Origin of the sequence: Enterobacter cloacae complex sp. FDA-CDC-AR_0132 (assembly GCF_003010695.1) — a bacterium.
In the GTDB taxonomy this organism is placed as follows: Bacteria; Pseudomonadota; Gammaproteobacteria; order Enterobacterales; family Enterobacteriaceae; genus Enterobacter; species Enterobacter ludwigii.
Genome location: NZ_CP027618.1, coordinates 2209370 through 2224265, shown reverse-complemented (window position 1 = coordinate 2224265; position 14896 = coordinate 2209370). Strand labels below are relative to the sequence as shown.

Below are 14896 nucleotides of genomic sequence, written 5' to 3'. Positions count from 1 at the left end.
AAGTATCAAGAAACGAGAGGCAAAAGAGCAGGAATTGCGAAAGACGAATGCCCTCTCCCGGTGGGAAAGGGCATCAAACCGCCGAGAATTTAGCGGCTAAAACGTTTTTTAATGGCAACGTTTCCCGACGCGGTGACCACCACGTCCCGATATCCCGCCACCTGCTGGATCCAGCCGTTGCTGTCCAGGTACGCGAGGAGCGCCGCGCCCGCCTCGCCCCCAAGGTGAAACCGCCGCTCGCTCCAGTCAAGACAGGCACAGCAGGCCTTACGGCGCGGATTGGCGCTTAATGAAATACCGAGCGTCAGGAACTGTTCGCGTCCATACACGGTCAGGGCTGATCCGTCCGTCTCCAGCCAGCCCTGCGCCTGCATAAAATCATAGATTTGAACGGCCACCGTCCCTGCCAGATGGTCGTAACAGGTGCGGGCTTCACGCAGGGCTTTCGGGGCGGAGGTTTCCGGCGGGGTGATGCGGCTCCACGACAGCCCCATCATCTGCTCGACCAGTTCCGCCACATCGTGTCCTGCCAGGCGGTAATAGCGATGCCGCCCCTGTGACAGACAGGTAATCAGCTTTCCGTCCAGCAGACGGGTCAGGTGCCCGCTGGCGGTGGAGGGGGCGACATCCGCCGCCGCGCTCAGCTCGGTGGCGGTCCATGCCCTGCCATCCATCAGCGCACAGAGCATTTTCACACGCGACGGATCCGCCATGGCGGCGGCCACTGCCGCCATGGCCTGCTCCAGCAGCGCGCTGTTGTCAGGGGGTAAACGGGTCTTAAGCATGGACTGCCCATGGTCTGGTGATCTCTGCCGCCAGCTTATCATTATCCGTCAGCAGAATGAGGTGATTCGCATGGTCGCTGTACTGGGTCAGTACAGACACACCGTGAGCCGCTAACGCCGCGGCAATCTCGCCCAGCTCACCGGGGCGCGCCTGCTGCAATTTTCTGATCAGCGGTTTACGGACTGATCGGACGTTAAACCCGCCCTCAAGCAGCACGCGATGGGCTTTTTCGCCCTCTTCCACCAGGAAATGGGCTTCGGTACCAAACACACCGCCGCCCTCCAGCCCCACACCATTACACCCCAGCAGCTGGCCAAATCGCGCCAGTTCCCCTGGCGTAGCGTCGAAAATCACATGAACGTCATACATCCGCATGCCCTCCGGTTTCTGAGGCGTATTCCCGCACCACCTGCGCCACCCGAATGCGGTAGTAGGTAAAGATGGCCTCCCGCCCCTCCCTCTGCGCCGCCTGATGAAAGACGTTCTGCTTCCAGCGGCGGACCGCTTCTTCATCCCGCCACCAGGAGAGGGAGAGAATTTTGCCGTCGGTGGTCAGGCTCTGAAAACGCTCGATATCAATAAACCCGTCGATATCCGCCAGCAGGGGCTTGAGTTCGGCTGCGAGCTGCAGGTAACGCGCCTGGTGGGCAGGCGCGGCCTGGGCTTCGAAAAGGACTGCAATCATGGTTGTCTCTCCGTTGTGAGGGTGCGGAGAGCATGCAGGAAAGAAAATGCGGATGCTTCGGTGAAGGGCGAACTATTGTCGCCCGCTTCCCGGGAGGGCGACAAACGGTTATCCCAGAATCGACTTCGGCTCCATAAACGCGCGGATCCCCCACTCGCCCATCTCACGCCCCACGCCGGAGTGCCTGAACCCGCCAAACGGCGCTTTAGGCTCATGGGCCAGCGTGTTCACCAGCACGCGGCCCGCGACAATCTGCTGCGCCACGCGACGCGCACGTTCGACATCCCTGCCCAGCACCATCGCACTCAGGCCATACTCGGTGTCGTTGGCAATAGCGACGGCTTCGGCCTCGTCCTGATAAGCGATCACACACAGTACCGGGCCGAAGATCTCTTCCCGGGCAATCGCCATCTGGTTAGTGACGTCAGCAAACAGCGTCGGGCGCACAAACCAGCCGTCCTGCGTGCCTTCCGGACGCCCTTCGCCCCCCACCAGCAGGTTTGCCCCCTCGTCGAGACCTTTACGGATATAGCCCTGCACCCGCAGCCACTGTTTTTCACTGACCATCGGGCCAATTTCTGTCGCGTTATCCCGCGGATCGCCAGATTTCACGGCCGCGACGGCCTGCGCCAGCGCAGTTTCGATTTCCGCCTTACGCGACTGCGGTACCAGAATGCGCGTTCCGGCCACGCACGCCTGCCCGCTGTTCATAAACCCGGCCTGCACCACCAGCGGGATAGCCTGCGCCAAATCGACATCATCAAGCAGGATCGTCGGCGATTTACCGCCTAACTCCAGCGTCACCCGCTTAACACTCTGCGCCGCGTTGCGCAGTATCGCTTTGCCAGTAACGGTCGAACCAGTAAACGAAATTTTCGCCACGTCCGGATGGCGGCTGATGGTCTCACCGACCGTATCGCCCCGTCCGGTGACAATGTTAAACACGCCCGGCGGTAACCCGGCATCGCGCAGCGCCTCGGTGACAATGCGGGTTTGCAATGCGCTCATCTCGCTCGGTTTAATCACCGCCGTGCAGCCCGCCGCGAGCGCAGCCGCCAGTTTGCCGCAGATAAACCCCGCGTCGCTGTTCCACGGGGTAATAAGCCCGGCGACACCAAGCGGCGTCATCTGCACCGTTGCCGCCCCCGCCGTGGTCACAAACTCAAAGGCTTCCAGCGCTTCGATGGCCTGGGCAATGACATCTGCCGGGTAGCGGGCCATCCACGCCGAGCGCGAGGCTGGCGCGCCGTACTCTTCAATCACCGCGTCCAGCAGCGCGTCATGACGGGCGGCCACGGCGATATGCATGCGTTTCAGCGCGGCAATGCGTTCCTGTCGGGGGGTTTGCGACCATGCCGGAAATGCCGCTTTCGCGGCCGCGATGGCATGCTCAGCGTCTACCTCATCGGCCAGGCGAACCTGGCCAATCACCCGCGCCGTCGCCGGATTGTATAAATCAAAACGTTCAGTGCCGTGCGGGGTAACAAATTCGCCGTTGATAAAGATCTGTTCGATGTGGTGCATATAAACCTCCTCAGGCTGTATGGACACAGTCTGGCACGGCTTCTCCGTTGCGATAATCCACGCTATGCTGCAAGGGTTGTTTCGATTTTCAGGATAATCTATGCATCGTTCGGGTCTGACAGAGCTGGAAGTGGTCATGGCGGTGGTGCGGCGCGGCAGTTTTCGCGGTGCGGCACAGGAGCTGGGCATGTCCGCCACGGCGGTAAGTAACGCTATCGCCGGGCTGGAGAGCCGCCTGGAGACGCGCCTGTTTAACCGCACGACCCGCAGCGTGGCGCTTACCGACGCCGGGCAGCGCTACGTGGCGCGTATCGGCCCGGCCCTGCAGGCGATACGCCAGGCCAGCGAAGAGATCCACAGTGATACCGGCGAACCTGCCGGCACCCTGCGCTTAAACGTACCGAACCACATCGGTGCGCTCTTTCTGGATCAATTGCTGATCGACTTTATGATCCGCTACCCGAAAATGCGCGTCGAGACGCTAAGCGAAGCACGAATGATCGACATCGTCGCGGAAGGTTACGACGCCGGGATCCGTCTTGAAGAATCCGTGCCGCAGGACATGATCGCCGTGCCACTGACCGGTGAGATCCGCCAGCTTGTCACCGCCACGCCGGATTACTTTGCCCGCCACGGCACGCCGCACTCGCCGGAGGATCTGCTCTTACATCAGGGGATCGGTATGCGCATGGCGCACGGTGGGATCTACCGCTGGGAGCTGGCGCGTCGCGGGGAACAGTACGCCCTGGCGGTACCGCCGCGCTTTGCCACGTCCGATCTCTTCGCCTCGATCCGGGCCGTGAAGGCGGGATTAGGGATAGGGTTTTTACCGGAACTGTATATCCGGGAAGAGCTTGAAAGCGGGGAACTGGTGAGCGTGTTAAACGACTGGACGCAGCCGTTTGCCGGGCTGCGTTTGTACTATCCGGGGCATCGCCACGTCCCGCCAGGGTTACGGGCGCTGGTGGCGATGATCCGTGAGCGCGGGGTTATTCGAGGTTAGCTTTATTCAGCCCGTAAGCCGCGTCCAGCGAGCCCGGCGCCATGCGGGACGTGATCCCCAGACGGTTCCAGGCGTTGATCGCCACAATGGCAAAGTTCAGCTCTGAAATCTCCACGTCCGAGAAGTGCTCCGCCACGCTGCGATAGAGCGCATCGCTCACGCCATGCACGCTAATTTGCGTCAGCGCTTCGGCGAAGGCCAGCGCCGCTTTCTCACGGGCGCTGAACAGCGGGGACTCGCGCCATGCCGCCAGATGGTACAGGCGCAGCTCGCGTTCTCCGGCGATTTTGGCCTCTTTCGAGTGCATATCCAGGCAGAAGGTACAGCCGTTCAGCTGTGAGACACGAATGTCGATCAGGTGCTTCAGCGCCGGGTCGAGAGAGGTTTTCGCCACTTCCATGCTCAGGTTGGACAGCGCGTTGGCGAGGGCAGGTGTGATCTTATGATGGTTTACGCGAGTGCTCATTGTCTTTCCTCTTTTTTGTGCGGCATATGTCATGCGATGAGGACAATGTACGCGGATAATGACATAGTAAAAAGACACAAAAATCGTCAAACGAGGTAGGACATGAAACCGGGCTATCACGCTATTTATACCCGCTATCGCGACAACATCACGCGTGGCGTGCTAAAGCCTGGCGACAAAGTCCCCGCCATTCGCGTGCTGGCGGAAGAGCTGAAGGTGGCGCGCAAAACCGTTGAAACCGCTTACGCCATCCTGACGGGCGAAGGGTATCTGGTAAGCCAGGGGGCACGCGGCACGCGGGTCAATCCGGACCTGTTACTGCCCGCGCAGCACGCCCCTGCGGAGCAGACCACCGGCACGCTTCCGGCCTCGCTGATCGGCCAGCGCGAACGGGCAGGTTTTCTGCGCCCCGGCATTCCCTCCCTCGACAGCTTTCCCTATAAAAAATGGCTGCTGCTTTCAGGCCAGGCGACGCGCGCCATGCGCCAGGAAGAGATGCTGAATCCGCCCGTGCTGGGCTGGTATCCGCTGCGCCAGGCGATTGCCAGCTACCTTAATATTTCACGCGGGCTCGCCTGCACTGCCGAGCAGGTGCTGATCACCAGCGGCTACAGCGGTAGCCTGCGCCTGATCCTCGATACGCTGGCCAGCCGCAGCGACAAGGTGGTGTTTGAAGATCCGGGCTACTTTATGGGCCAGCAGTTGCTCAAGCGGATCGTGCCGCGCCTGCACACCGTGCCGGTCGATCGCGCCGGGATCGATACGGAATACCTGCTGCGCCACCATCGCGATGCCCGCTTCGCCATCGTCACCCCGTCGCACCAGAGCCCGCTGGCAGTCACCCTCTCTCTGCCGCGTAAACAACAGCTTCTCGACTGGGCGAGTCAGAACGAGGCCTGGATTATTGAGGATGACTACGACGGGGAATTTCACTACACCCGCAAGGTGCTGCCGTCGCTAAAAAGCCTCGACCGGCACGACCGGGTCATTTTTATGGGCACCTTCAGCAAAACCATTATGCCGTCGCTGCGCATGGGCTACGTGGTGATGCCCGCCAGCACCCTCGGGGCGTTTACCGATTGCGCGGACATCGTCACCAGCGGCCAGCCGGTGCTGACGCAAAAGATCCTCACCGCCTTTCTCAACGAAGGCCATTTTTTCCGACATCTTAAGAAGATGCGGGCCCTGTATCAGACCCGGCGGGAGTGGATGATTAAGGCTTTGCAGGAGGTGTATGGCGACCTGTTTTTCACCGAGCAAAACGACGGTGGGATGCACATCGTGGCATTCCTTTCGAAGGGGAGTAGTGACCGGGAAATCGCGCACTGCTGGCAAGCGCAGCAGCTGCAGGTCAACGCACTCTCGGAGTGGTATCGCGGCTCCGGCAAGCGTTACGGACTGGTGATGGGCTATAACAACGTGCGCACGTATCAGGAGGCGGTGGCATTACTTGAAAGGCCAAAACAAGAAACGCTGGAATTACTACTCTGAAATCAGATAGCTATCCACGCCATAAAAGAACGTGATAAAGATACAATCTTGAGCCTTTTTTATATTTCTAAGGAAAAGAAAATGAAAGCCATTCTGGGATTTGACTACTTATTAACGCCACGCGTGCTGGTCTTCTTCTACTGGATCGTCATGCTGGTGATTTTGATTGCCGGCGTGTATTCCATGTTTACCGACCATCTGATCACCGGATTTATCGGGATGATTTTCAGCCTGATCGGCTGTCGCGTGACGTTCGAACTGATCATGGTCGCGTTTAAGAATAACGAATATCTGCGCCGCATCGCTGAAAACACCGCGGTGAAATCAGTCGAATAATCTCTCCGTTGCGCCGGGTAGGGGTTTCTCCTTACCCGGCCAGCGCCGACCCTGCCCGCTTACACATCATAGCGCGACAACCCGACATCCTTGAGCTGCTCGTCACTCATCTTGCTCAGGATGCGACGGGTGCGGTGAATACGGTACCAGTTGCGTAGCGTTTTGCCGATCCAGACAAAGACAATAAACGGACGTTTTGAACGGTTCTCGTAAAATTCCATGATGCTCTCCTCACTGTGCCAGTAGCGTTATCATCGTGGAATTCAGGTCGTACAATACAGATTCAAAAACATCTTTTGTTTAACATACAGATCCGCTAAAAGTGTATCTGCATGCCGTTTTTTGCGGCAATCTGTACTGGTTTTACAATCTGTATGGTGAAAACAAAGGATACAGCATGACGCGCTACCAACATCTCGCCAATCTTCTGGCGGAACGCATTCAACAAGGGCTGTATCGTAGCGGTGAACGTCTGCCGTCGGTGCGCGCGCTGAGCCAGGAGCATGGCGTTAGCATCAGCACCATACAGCAGGCCTACCAGATCCTCGAAAATCTGCAGCTGATCACGCCTCAGCCACGCTCCGGCTATTTTGTCTCGCAACGTAAGGCCATGCCGCCCGTACCGGCAATGACGCGTCCGGTGCAGCGTCCGGTAGACGTCACCCAGTGGGATGAAGTGATGATGCTGCTGGATGCCCGTGCCGACAAAGAGATGATCTCCTTTGGCGGCGGCTCGCCGGACGTCAATCAACCGAGCCTGAAACCGCTGTGGCGCGAAATGAGCCGCATCGCGCAGCACAACCCGGGCGAGATGCTGAGCTATGACGTGCTCGACGGTCGGCTCGAGCTGCGCGAGCAGATCGCACGGCTGATGCTGGACGGCGGCTCTACCGTGGCCGCGAATGAGATTGTCATCACCAATGGCTGCCACGGCGCGCTGTCGATTGCCCTGCTCTCGATATGCAAACCGGGCGATATTGTGGCCGTGGAATCCCCGTCGTTTCACGGCACCATGCAGATGCTGCGCGGGTTCAACATCAAAGCCATCGAAATTCCCACCGATCCCGAAACCGGGATCAGCATTGAAGCGTTAGAGCTGGCGCTGGAGCAGTGGCCCATTAAAGCGGTGATCCTGGTGCCCAACTGCAATAACCCGCTGGGTTTTATCATGCCGGAAGCGCGGAAGAAGCAGGTGCTGGCTCTTGCCCAGCGGCACGATATCGTGATCGTGGAGGATGATATTTACGGCGAGCTGGCGGCGGAATACCCGCGCCCGCGCACCATTCACTCCATGGACATTGATGGCCGCGTGCTCCTGTGCAGCTCGTTTACCAAGACCGTGGCCCCGGGCCTGCGCGTCGGCTGGATTGTGCCGGGACGCTATTACGACCGGGTGATGCACATGAAATACGCCGCAGGCGGCTTTAACGTGCCGGGAACGCAGATGGCGGTGGCGGCGTTTATTCGCGACGGCCATTATCATCGTCACGTTCGCCGCATGCGCCAGATTTATCAGCAGAATATGGAAACCTATACCTGCTGGGTGCGGCAGTATTTCCCGGCGGAGATCTGCGTGACGCGCCCGCAGGGCAGTTTTTTGCTGTGGGTGGAGTTACCGGAAAACGTCGACATGGTGTGCGTCAGCAAGCAGCTGTGCCGACTGAAGATCCAGGCGGCAGCCGGGTCGCTGTTCTCTGCGTCCGGCAAGTACCGCAACTGCCTGCGGATCAACGTTGCGTTACCGCCAACGGAGAAGCATCGCGAGGCGCTGAAGAAGATGGGTGAGGCAATTGTGATTGCGATGGAGGCGTAGTGCGGCCTGATGCCCTCCACCGCCAGGCCGGGCAAGGCGTCACCGCCGCCCGGCACTGTCACTGACTTAAAACGTCCATGAAACGCTGCCAACGATACTGCGTTCCGCGCCGAAATAGCAGTAGGAGAGCGAGTTACACGCCGCCACATAGCGTTTATCGGTCAGATTATTGACGTTCAGCTGCGCGCTCATGCCCGTGAGCCCCACCTTCGACAGGTCATACCCCACCACCATATCCACCAGCGTATACGACGGCAGCGTATGGGTGTTCTGGCGATCGCTGGTAATGCCGTTGACGTAACGAACGCCGGAGCCGACGGTCAGGCCGTCCAGCGGGCCCGTTTTCACGTCGTAGCTGAGCCAGGCACTGGCCATATTCCGCGGCGCATAGACGGCGCGCTTGCCCTCCTCTTCCGGGCTGCTCTTCTTGTAGCGAATGTCGGTATAGGTGTACGCCGCCTGCATGCGCAGGCTGTCGGTCAGTTGACCCACCGCTTCCAGCTCAACGCCCTCGGACTCGATCTCACCGATGGAACGGTACGGATCGGTCGGCTCCTCTTTGGTGGCGATATTCTTCTGGTTGATGCGGAACACCGAGGCGCTGAACTGGCTGTTCATCCCCTCGGGTTCATACTTCACGCCCGCTTCCCACTGCTTGCCTTTCATCGGGTCCAGAATGTTACCCTGCTCATCGGCGAAGCTGGTCGGCGTAAAGGCCGTGGAGTAGCTGACGTACGGCGCGACACCGTTATCAAACAGATACAGCAACGCCGCGCGGCTGCTGACGTTGTTCTTATCCAGGTCGCTGCGGGTATGGTTAACGTTATCAACGTTCGACACGCTTACCTGGTCATAACGCCCGCCCAGCGTCAGGCGCCAGCGGTCAATGGACATCTGATCCTGCAAGTAGTACCCGGTCTGGCGCAGCTTATGTTTTTCCTTGCTGTACTGGGTGATGTAATCCGGTTTCGCACCGTAAACCGGGTGGAACGCGTCAATGGGCGGGAAACCGCCGTAGTAGCCGGTCACGTTATTGGTTCGGTCCTGATAATCCAGGCCGATGAGCACGCGGTGGTTAACTGCCCCGGTATCGAAACTGCCGTCGACCTGGTTATCCAGCGTGATGGCATTCATCTTCTCGTCAGAACCGGAATAGCCGCGGTTGAGCTCGGTATCGTTCAGCCAGCCCGCGGCATATACCTGATTCAGCTCCACTTTGGTGTGCAGATAGCGCAGCTTCTGGCGCACCGTCCAGCCGCTGTCGAACATATGCTCAATGTTGTAGCCCACCATGTTTTCCCGACGATCGTACTTGTCGTAATCATCCTCACCTTCAAAGAAGGTGTTGGTGATTTTCTTACCGTTATGCGGCACCACGGTGCCGTCATAAGGCAGGCCGGAGTGGCTCCCCCCTTCCGGATCGCGGTGCAGATAGGCCATCAGATCCAGACGCGTGTTATCAGTGATGCGCCAGGTCAGGCTCGGCATCAGCGCGTAGCGCTCTTCCTTCAGCGGATCAAACTGGGAATCGGCATAGCGGGCCATCCCGCTGAGGCGCACCGCCACGCGGTCGTTATCATCGACCGGACCGGTAACGTCGAACATCGCCCCGCGCTGGTTATTGTTCCCGGCAAATAGCTTAATCTCCCCGCCCGGATCGAACGACGGCTTGCGGGAGGTCAGCGCCACGATACCGCCCGGCGATGAACGGCCGTACAGCACGGAGGCCGGGCCACGCACCACCTCGATATTGTCGAGGAACCAGGGGTCCACCACCAGCGAGCTGTGAGAGTTGGTGTCTCCCATCATCTTCAGGCCGTCGAGGTAGACGTTATCCAGACTGCCGTCGGAGAAACCGCGCAGCACCATGTAGTCGAAGCGGTTTGACGCGCCAATCTGGTTGCTGTAAACCCCCGGCGTGTAACTCACCGCCTGGCGCACGCTGGTCGCGCCCTGCTCTTCAAACTGCTCGCGGGTAACGATAGAGACCGACTGCGGAGTCTCTATATCCGGCGTTTCAAGCTTGGTGGCAGCAGATTGCATCTGTGACGTGACCACAACGGTGTCCGTTTTTTGGGCATCCTGCGCCAGTAAAGGAAAAGCGACGCTACCGGTAACCCATCCCACCAGCAGTGCCAGACGTGATTTAGCAAACATAACCCTCTCCAAAGGTATTTCTTATTGTTAATAAGAATTATTACCTTTTTGAGAGGGCAAACAGCTATGCGCGCCGCCAGGATACGTATGCGCGGTGCTAAAGCGCACGGGTTGCGTTCGCGCGAAGAGAGAAAGTAGGTTAGCGGCGTTTGCACATGTCGCCCGGTGCAATACCGTAATGGCGACGAAACGCGGTAGCGAAATTGGTGGCGTGCTGATAGCCACACATCCACGCCGCCTGCTGCACGCTATAGCCTTCAAGCAGATAGCGACGCGCCAGCGCGAGCCGACATTCACGCAGGTAATCGAAAAGGGTGCAGCCGTAGCGTTGACGAAACTTGCTGCGGAGGCTGCTCGGGCTCATGGCGGCGAGGGCGGCCAGCTGCGCAAGAGTATGATCCTGCTCCGGAGACTGTTCCAGCCTGCTGCGCACGCGTTCAAGACGCGCATGCTCAGGCCGGCACGGGAAGGATTGCTGGCGCTGCGCCAAACCCTGGCCCAGAAGCTGATACATCAGCCCTTCCAGCAACAGCTGACGGGATAATGCGCTTAGACCCTGCTGCTGAGCATGCTGGATCCCCGCAAGGACAAACTCAGGAACGTGCCAGACCAGAGTGGGCGCATTCAGGCTTTGCCATTCCTGGAGCAGTGACTCAAGCAGGGCCTCACGCCTGGCATCGTGTGGGAATAGACCAAACGAGAGCGTTTTCAGCGTGCTGTCGGCATCGTGACGCGCGCACATTATCTGCTCTTCACTCAGGCGGGAGCTGAAGGCCATGCCGGATCGTACGACATATTCAACGCCATTAAGCACGATCGTGACGCCCCCTTCCAGCACCACCAGCATATAAAGTGGGCTGCTATGGCGAGAGGTGGTTTCGTAAGGTTGTAAAACGCGAACGTTGGAGTGGGTCAGTGAAATGCCGGATGAAAGCGTCATCTCTTCCACATTCCCCTGCAGCACGGCGCGGTTGTTGACCTGCGCATCTTTTAACTGCGGGAACCGGTAGTCGATGCCGTAGCGCTCACCGAATATCTGAAAATCCTCAACAAAAAACAGGCGTTTCGCTGATCTATTTTCACGCTGGAGCATATGACGGTGCCTGCATCGGGGAAAAGACAAACGAAACAGTACCATTCATTGGTGGTGGCAGCAATCACTGGGCATAAAACGTATTACGCTCCGGTCTGAGCCGGAGCGAAGAAATATATTTCAGTTAAAGAGATATATTTATGCTTGCTGCCATTCAGCAAAAACCTCTTTATGGTTTTTGGTCAGGACAACTTTATTATCATCCACTTTGTCCACCCAGCCGAGCGGTATAAAGTGGTGCTTCCCACCGGATTCCGGATCGCTTTTCGCAAGCTTGATGCGCTCACCATCCAGATGGTCCACAACACCGACGTGTGTTCCGCAGCTGGCGACAACCTGAGCGTGATCCATAATTGCGTTTTTATCTACCATAATAATTCTCCCGTTTTGGTTATTTGGCCGTTGCACGGAATTAACTGTAGCGCATAAATTTGGCTTACGGGCGCTTATTAGCATTTTGAAACATCATTGACACAACAGGATATTATGGCTACCGCGAGGCATAGTGAAGCATAATGAAAAAATAAGAATAAGATGAATTATTCTCGCAGTTTATTTTTTATTTCATAATTACATTATCGCAACCAACGAGGAGGCATTAATGACGATTCGTAATATTCGTAATAATCGTACAGAAATTTCACTGGCTCTTGGTGAAGCGGTTTTAGACATTGTGCAAAAAGGCCACGAGCTGTCGCGTGAAAATCTGGCGCAGGCGATGAAAACAAAAGCAGAGAAGGAGCGCGACGATGAGCGGCTCCTGAATTACTGGAAAGCCTGTAATATGCTGGTCTGAACGAGGCGGCGTTTAGCCTGGCTAAACGCCGCCAGCCGTTACTCGTCGAAGAACCAGTAGCCCTGGTTAATCAGTCCGGTCAGTTCGTCAATAAACGCCGGATTGTTCAGCGCCTCGCCCAGCTCAGCCTGGCCGAGTTCCGTGTAGCGACACAGCACGTCCGCAGCCTTCGCATCTACCGTTTCCAGCAGTTCGCTGTTGATGAAGACGCTGCCGTTGATATTCAACACGCGCAGACCGCTCAGGCGAGACAGCGTTTCGCCACCCTGCAATGCATCAAGCACTTCTTCTGCCGTGTACGGCGGTTCCGCGGTGGCAATATCCAGCTCATGGCGCGGCGTCGAGACAAAGCTACCGAACCATTTCGTGAAATCATCAGGCTTGCTGATCATGTCGATCATCATCTGGCGAATACGATCCAGCTCGTACTGTTCCACGCGTCCAGGGTGTTCGCGGCAGGTCAGATCCGGATCGCTGTAGTGCTCGCCGCCCAGATCGTTTTCCAGCGCGTAATCGGCAAAGCTGCTGATCAGATCGCGACCGTTCGGCCCGCGGAAACCGACGGAGTAGTTGAGCGCCGTTTCGTGGGTAAAGCCGTCGTGCGGGAAGCCTGGTGGAATGTAGAGGATATCGCCCGGGGCCAGATCTTCGTCGATGATCGGCTCAAACGGATCAACGTGCAGCAGTGCCGGATGCGGGCAGAACTGGCGCATTGGCAGCTTGTCACCCACGCGCCAGCGGCGGCTTCCCATCCCCTGAATGATAAACACATCGTACTGATCGATATGCGGGCCCACGCCGCCGCCAGGGACAGAGAAGGAGATCATCAGGTCATCCAGACGCCAGTCTGGCAAGACGCGGAACGGGCGCACCAGCTCCGCTGCAGGCATGTGCCAGTGGTTCACCGCCTGCGCCAGCAGCGACCAGCCGGTTTCGCCCAGGCCATCGAAGTGCTCAAACGGACCATTGCTGGCCTGCCATTTACCGTTGGAATGGCTGACCAGACGGCTATCGACTTCAGGCTCCATCGCCAGCCCTGCCAGTTCGTCCGGGGTAATCGGGTCGACAAAATTGGGGAAGGCATTTTTCAGCACTACGGGTTGTTTCTGCCAGTATTTTTCAAGAAATTCCGGCCAGTTCAGGTTCAGTTGATACGCCATGGGTAGCACCAGTGAGAGGGTAAACAGGCGCGATTATAGGGGAGACGGTCAAGGGGGAACTTGTCATGGGTCAAACGAGAGGAGAAGGCCGGCGCAAACGTCCGGCCCTGAGGGATCAATCCAGCTTCAGATCGTCATAATGCGTAATCAGTTTACCCACAATGCCGTAGTCCAGCGCTTCTGCCGGAGACATCCAGAAGTTGCGGTCGGTGTCTTTTTTCACTTTTTCCAGCGGCTGGCCGGTGGCGTCAGCGATCAGCTTGTTCACGCGATCCAGCATGCGGATGATCTCGCGCGCTTCAATCTCAATATCCGTCGCCTGACCACGCACGCCACCCAGCGGCTGGTGGATCATAAAGCGGGTGTTGGGCAGAGAGTAGCGGTGCTCTTTTTTCGCCGCCAGGAAGATGGTGATCCCGGCGCTCGCCACCCAGCCGGTACCGATGATGTGTACGTCCGGACGGATGAACTTGATGAAGTCATGGATGGTATCACCCGCTTCCACGTGGCCACCCTGGCTGTTGATGTACAGCTTGATCGGATCGTTGCTCACGCTTTGCAGCAGGATAAGCTGGGTAATGACTTTTTGCGCCAGTTCCTGGTTGATCTCACCGGAGATAACAATCGAGCGGGACTCGAGCAGTTTTTGCTGCAGCGCGCCCGCGCCGTTTGACCCTTCCGCTTTATCCTTATCGCCTTCTTTCAGTGTGTAGTGCATTGTTATGTCCTCAGCATTTAGCGCTCAAAACCAGAGTGTAGCCTGTTTTACCGGTCAAAGTCCTCAGGCGCACATAATGCGAACATCCTGCGCCGCAAACGCGTCGATCACGTCCTGTTTAATATTCGCGTCCACCACCAGCACATCAATGTCGCGGCTCTTTGCCACGACAAAGCGCGCCACGCCGGGAAGCTTGTCAGCAGTCAACGCCACGATGGTCTGGTTGCTCTGGGCGATCACCGCTTTTTTGAACGCACAGTCGGCAAAATCAAAGCCGGTCAGCCCCATCTCAGGATCCATCGCACAGCCACCGATAAAGGCCTGATCAAAGATAATCCCCTCAAGCTGGCTTGCAGCCGTGGCACCCACCGTCGCGCCGGACGCCCGCTGGAGCTGCCCGCCAGTGATGATCACCTCACACAGCGGATGTTGCAGCAGCGCGGTCGCGATGGCCGGGGAGTTGGTCACCACCGTCACGCTGAGTTCGGCAGGAAGGGCTTTCGCCAGCGCCAGATTGGTGGTGCCCGTATCCATAAAGATACAGCCACCTGCCTTGATCAGCGTTGCCGCTTTCTGCGCGATTGTGGCTTTTTGTGCACTGTTTTCCTGCTCGCGGCGGCTAAATGTCCCCGCATCCGGCAGCTGAAGTACCGCGCCACCGTAGACCTTTTTACAGAAGCCCTCTTTGCTAAGCTCATGTAAATCACGGCGAATGGTGTGCTCGGAGACCTTCATTTGTGTCGCCAGTTCGGTGCACACCACCCTTCCGCTCTCCTGAAGGATCTGACGGATCAGCGCTTGTCGTTGCTCCGGAAAAGCAGCATAATCGAGCATTATAAGTCCTTTAAAATAACAAAACCGAGCATCA

The 14896-nt window shown here is 57.8% G+C and carries 17 protein-coding genes; 5 read left to right on the top strand and 12 right to left on the bottom strand.

Annotated features, from left to right (window positions below; translation table 11 throughout):
* Window positions 1–89: 89 nt before the first annotated feature.
* The 4 genes from AM379_RS10770 to AM379_RS10755 all read right to left on the bottom strand — a co-directional run bounded on the left by AM379_RS10770 (window position 90) and on the right by AM379_RS10755 (window position 2995).
* Window positions 90–785, bottom strand: a complete 696-nt coding sequence (locus tag AM379_RS10770; protein WP_106503697.1) for an ArsR/SmtB family transcription factor — start codon at window positions 783–785, stop codon at window positions 90–92.
* Window positions 778–1155: an amino acid-binding protein gene (locus tag AM379_RS10765; protein WP_106503696.1), complete on the bottom strand. Its 378-nt coding sequence runs from the start codon at window positions 1153–1155 to the stop codon at window positions 778–780. Before AM379_RS10765 ends, AM379_RS10770 begins: the two co-directional genes overlap by 8 nt.
* Window positions 1148–1471 (bottom strand): antibiotic biosynthesis monooxygenase family protein, encoded by a 324-nt coding sequence (locus AM379_RS10760; RefSeq protein WP_014168463.1) that lies wholly within the window; start codon window positions 1469–1471, stop codon window positions 1148–1150. The genes AM379_RS10765 and AM379_RS10760 overlap by 8 nt, the downstream gene beginning before the upstream one ends.
* A 108-nt stretch (window positions 1472–1579) precedes the next feature.
* Entirely contained in the window at window positions 1580–2995 is a 1416-nt protein-coding gene (locus AM379_RS10755) for an aldehyde dehydrogenase family protein (RefSeq protein ID WP_106503695.1), read from the bottom strand.
* Window positions 2996–3095: 100 nt separating this feature from the next.
* Here AM379_RS10755 and AM379_RS10750 point away from each other — a divergent pair, with 100 nt between their 5' ends.
* The gene (locus AM379_RS10750) at window positions 3096–3998 is read left to right on the top strand and encodes a LysR family transcriptional regulator (protein ID WP_047356931.1); all 903 of its coding nucleotides are present in this window, start codon (window positions 3096–3098) and stop codon (window positions 3996–3998) included.
* Here the strand turns inward: AM379_RS10750 and AM379_RS10745 are convergent.
* Window positions 3985–4464 carry a carboxymuconolactone decarboxylase family protein gene (locus AM379_RS10745; protein ID WP_032679560.1) on the bottom strand — a complete coding sequence of 160 codons (480 nt, stop codon included), beginning with the start codon at window positions 4462–4464 and terminating at the stop codon, window positions 3985–3987. The genes AM379_RS10750 and AM379_RS10745 overlap by 14 nt on opposite strands.
* 102 nt (window positions 4465–4566) lie before the next feature.
* Between AM379_RS10745 and pdxR the strand changes: the two genes are divergently transcribed.
* Window positions 4567–5955 carry a MocR-like pyridoxine biosynthesis transcription factor PdxR gene (gene pdxR / locus AM379_RS10740; protein WP_049023618.1) on the top strand — a complete coding sequence of 463 codons (1389 nt, stop codon included), beginning with the start codon at window positions 4567–4569 and terminating at the stop codon, window positions 5953–5955.
* Window positions 5956–6036: 81 nt separating this feature from the next.
* Entirely contained in the window at window positions 6037–6291 is a 255-nt protein-coding gene (locus AM379_RS10735; protein WP_020885330.1) for a DUF4282 domain-containing protein, read from the top strand.
* A gap of 59 nt (window positions 6292–6350) precedes the next feature.
* Here AM379_RS10735 and AM379_RS10730 read toward each other — a convergent pair whose 3' ends face one another.
* Window positions 6351–6512, bottom strand: a complete 162-nt coding sequence (locus AM379_RS10730) for a DUF1127 domain-containing protein (RefSeq protein ID WP_014168457.1) — start codon at window positions 6510–6512, stop codon at window positions 6351–6353.
* 176 nt (window positions 6513–6688) lie between these two features.
* Here AM379_RS10730 and AM379_RS10725 point away from each other — a divergent pair, with 176 nt between their 5' ends.
* Window positions 6689–8104 (top strand): aminotransferase-like domain-containing protein, encoded by a 1416-nt coding sequence (locus tag AM379_RS10725; protein WP_020885331.1) that lies wholly within the window; start codon window positions 6689–6691, stop codon window positions 8102–8104.
* Window positions 8105–8170: 66 nt separating this feature from the next.
* Here the strand turns inward: AM379_RS10725 and foxA are convergent, their stop codons facing one another.
* From foxA to AM379_RS10710, 3 genes are all read right to left on the bottom strand, one after another.
* On the bottom strand, window positions 8171–10279 hold the full coding sequence (gene foxA, locus AM379_RS10720) for a ferrioxamine B receptor FoxA (RefSeq protein WP_106503694.1): 2109 nt from the start codon (window positions 10277–10279) through the stop codon (window positions 8171–8173).
* A gap of 121 nt (window positions 10280–10400) precedes the next feature.
* Window positions 10401–11354, bottom strand: a complete 954-nt coding sequence (locus AM379_RS10715) for a helix-turn-helix transcriptional regulator (RefSeq protein WP_032679557.1) — start codon at window positions 11352–11354, stop codon at window positions 10401–10403.
* Between the two features lie 138 nt (window positions 11355–11492).
* Window positions 11493–11726 carry a DUF2171 domain-containing protein gene (locus tag AM379_RS10710; RefSeq protein ID WP_020885334.1) on the bottom strand — a complete coding sequence of 78 codons (234 nt, stop codon included), beginning with the start codon at window positions 11724–11726 and terminating at the stop codon, window positions 11493–11495.
* Between the two features lie 229 nt (window positions 11727–11955).
* Here AM379_RS10710 and AM379_RS10705 point away from each other — a divergent pair, with 229 nt between their 5' ends.
* On the top strand, window positions 11956–12150 hold the full coding sequence (locus AM379_RS10705) for a DUF2767 family protein (RefSeq protein ID WP_020885335.1): 195 nt from the start codon (window positions 11956–11958) through the stop codon (window positions 12148–12150).
* Between the two features lie 38 nt (window positions 12151–12188).
* Here AM379_RS10705 and AM379_RS10700 read toward each other — a convergent pair whose 3' ends face one another.
* The 3 genes from AM379_RS10700 to AM379_RS10690 all read right to left on the bottom strand — a co-directional run bounded on the left by AM379_RS10700 (window position 12189) and on the right by AM379_RS10690 (window position 14862).
* On the bottom strand, window positions 12189–13310 hold the full coding sequence (locus AM379_RS10700) for a ribosomal protein uL16 3-hydroxylase (protein WP_032679556.1): 1122 nt from the start codon (window positions 13308–13310) through the stop codon (window positions 12189–12191).
* Window positions 13311–13425: 115 nt separating this feature from the next.
* Window positions 13426–14028: an ATP-dependent Clp protease proteolytic subunit gene (locus tag AM379_RS10695; protein ID WP_014168451.1), complete on the bottom strand. Its 603-nt coding sequence runs from the start codon at window positions 14026–14028 to the stop codon at window positions 13426–13428.
* 63 nt (window positions 14029–14091) lie between these two features.
* Window positions 14092–14862, bottom strand: coding sequence for a DeoR/GlpR family DNA-binding transcription regulator (locus AM379_RS10690; protein WP_032679555.1), 771 nt, complete (start codon window positions 14860–14862; stop codon window positions 14092–14094).
* Window positions 14863–14896 lie beyond the last annotated feature (34 nt).

Bases quoted from the DNA above. Each gene is read 5' to 3' on its own strand.
- AM379_RS10770 (WP_106503697.1), bottom strand. From the start codon at position 785: ATGCTTAAGACCCGTTTACCCCCTGACAACAGCGCGCTGCTGGAGCAG.
- AM379_RS10765 (WP_106503696.1), bottom strand. From the start codon at position 1,155: ATGTATGACGTTCATGTGATTTTCGACGCTACGCCAGGGGAACTGGCG.
- AM379_RS10760 (WP_014168463.1), bottom strand. From the start codon at position 1,471: ATGATTGCAGTCCTTTTCGAAGCCCAGGCCGCGCCTGCCCACCAGGCG.
- AM379_RS10755 (WP_106503695.1), bottom strand. From the start codon at position 2,995: ATGCACCACATCGAACAGATCTTTATCAACGGCGAATTTGTTACCCCG.
- AM379_RS10750 (WP_047356931.1), top strand. From the start codon at position 3,096: ATGCATCGTTCGGGTCTGACAGAGCTGGAAGTGGTCATGGCGGTGGTG.
- AM379_RS10745 (WP_032679560.1), bottom strand. From the start codon at position 4,464: ATGAGCACTCGCGTAAACCATCATAAGATCACACCTGCCCTCGCCAAC.
- pdxR (WP_049023618.1), top strand. From the start codon at position 4,567: ATGAAACCGGGCTATCACGCTATTTATACCCGCTATCGCGACAACATC.
- AM379_RS10735 (WP_020885330.1), top strand. From the start codon at position 6,037: ATGAAAGCCATTCTGGGATTTGACTACTTATTAACGCCACGCGTGCTG.
- AM379_RS10730 (WP_014168457.1), bottom strand. From the start codon at position 6,512: ATGGAATTTTACGAGAACCGTTCAAAACGTCCGTTTATTGTCTTTGTC.
- AM379_RS10725 (WP_020885331.1), top strand. From the start codon at position 6,689: ATGACGCGCTACCAACATCTCGCCAATCTTCTGGCGGAACGCATTCAA.
- AM379_RS10715 (WP_032679557.1), bottom strand. From the start codon at position 11,354: ATGCTCCAGCGTGAAAATAGATCAGCGAAACGCCTGTTTTTTGTTGAG.
- AM379_RS10710 (WP_020885334.1), bottom strand. From the start codon at position 11,726: ATGGTAGATAAAAACGCAATTATGGATCACGCTCAGGTTGTCGCCAGC.
- AM379_RS10705 (WP_020885335.1), top strand. From the start codon at position 11,956: ATGACGATTCGTAATATTCGTAATAATCGTACAGAAATTTCACTGGCT.
- AM379_RS10700 (WP_032679556.1), bottom strand. From the start codon at position 13,310: ATGGCGTATCAACTGAACCTGAACTGGCCGGAATTTCTTGAAAAATAC.
- AM379_RS10695 (WP_014168451.1), bottom strand. From the start codon at position 14,028: ATGCACTACACACTGAAAGAAGGCGATAAGGATAAAGCGGAAGGGTCA.
- AM379_RS10690 (WP_032679555.1), bottom strand. From the start codon at position 14,862: ATGCTCGATTATGCTGCTTTTCCGGAGCAACGACAAGCGCTGATCCGT.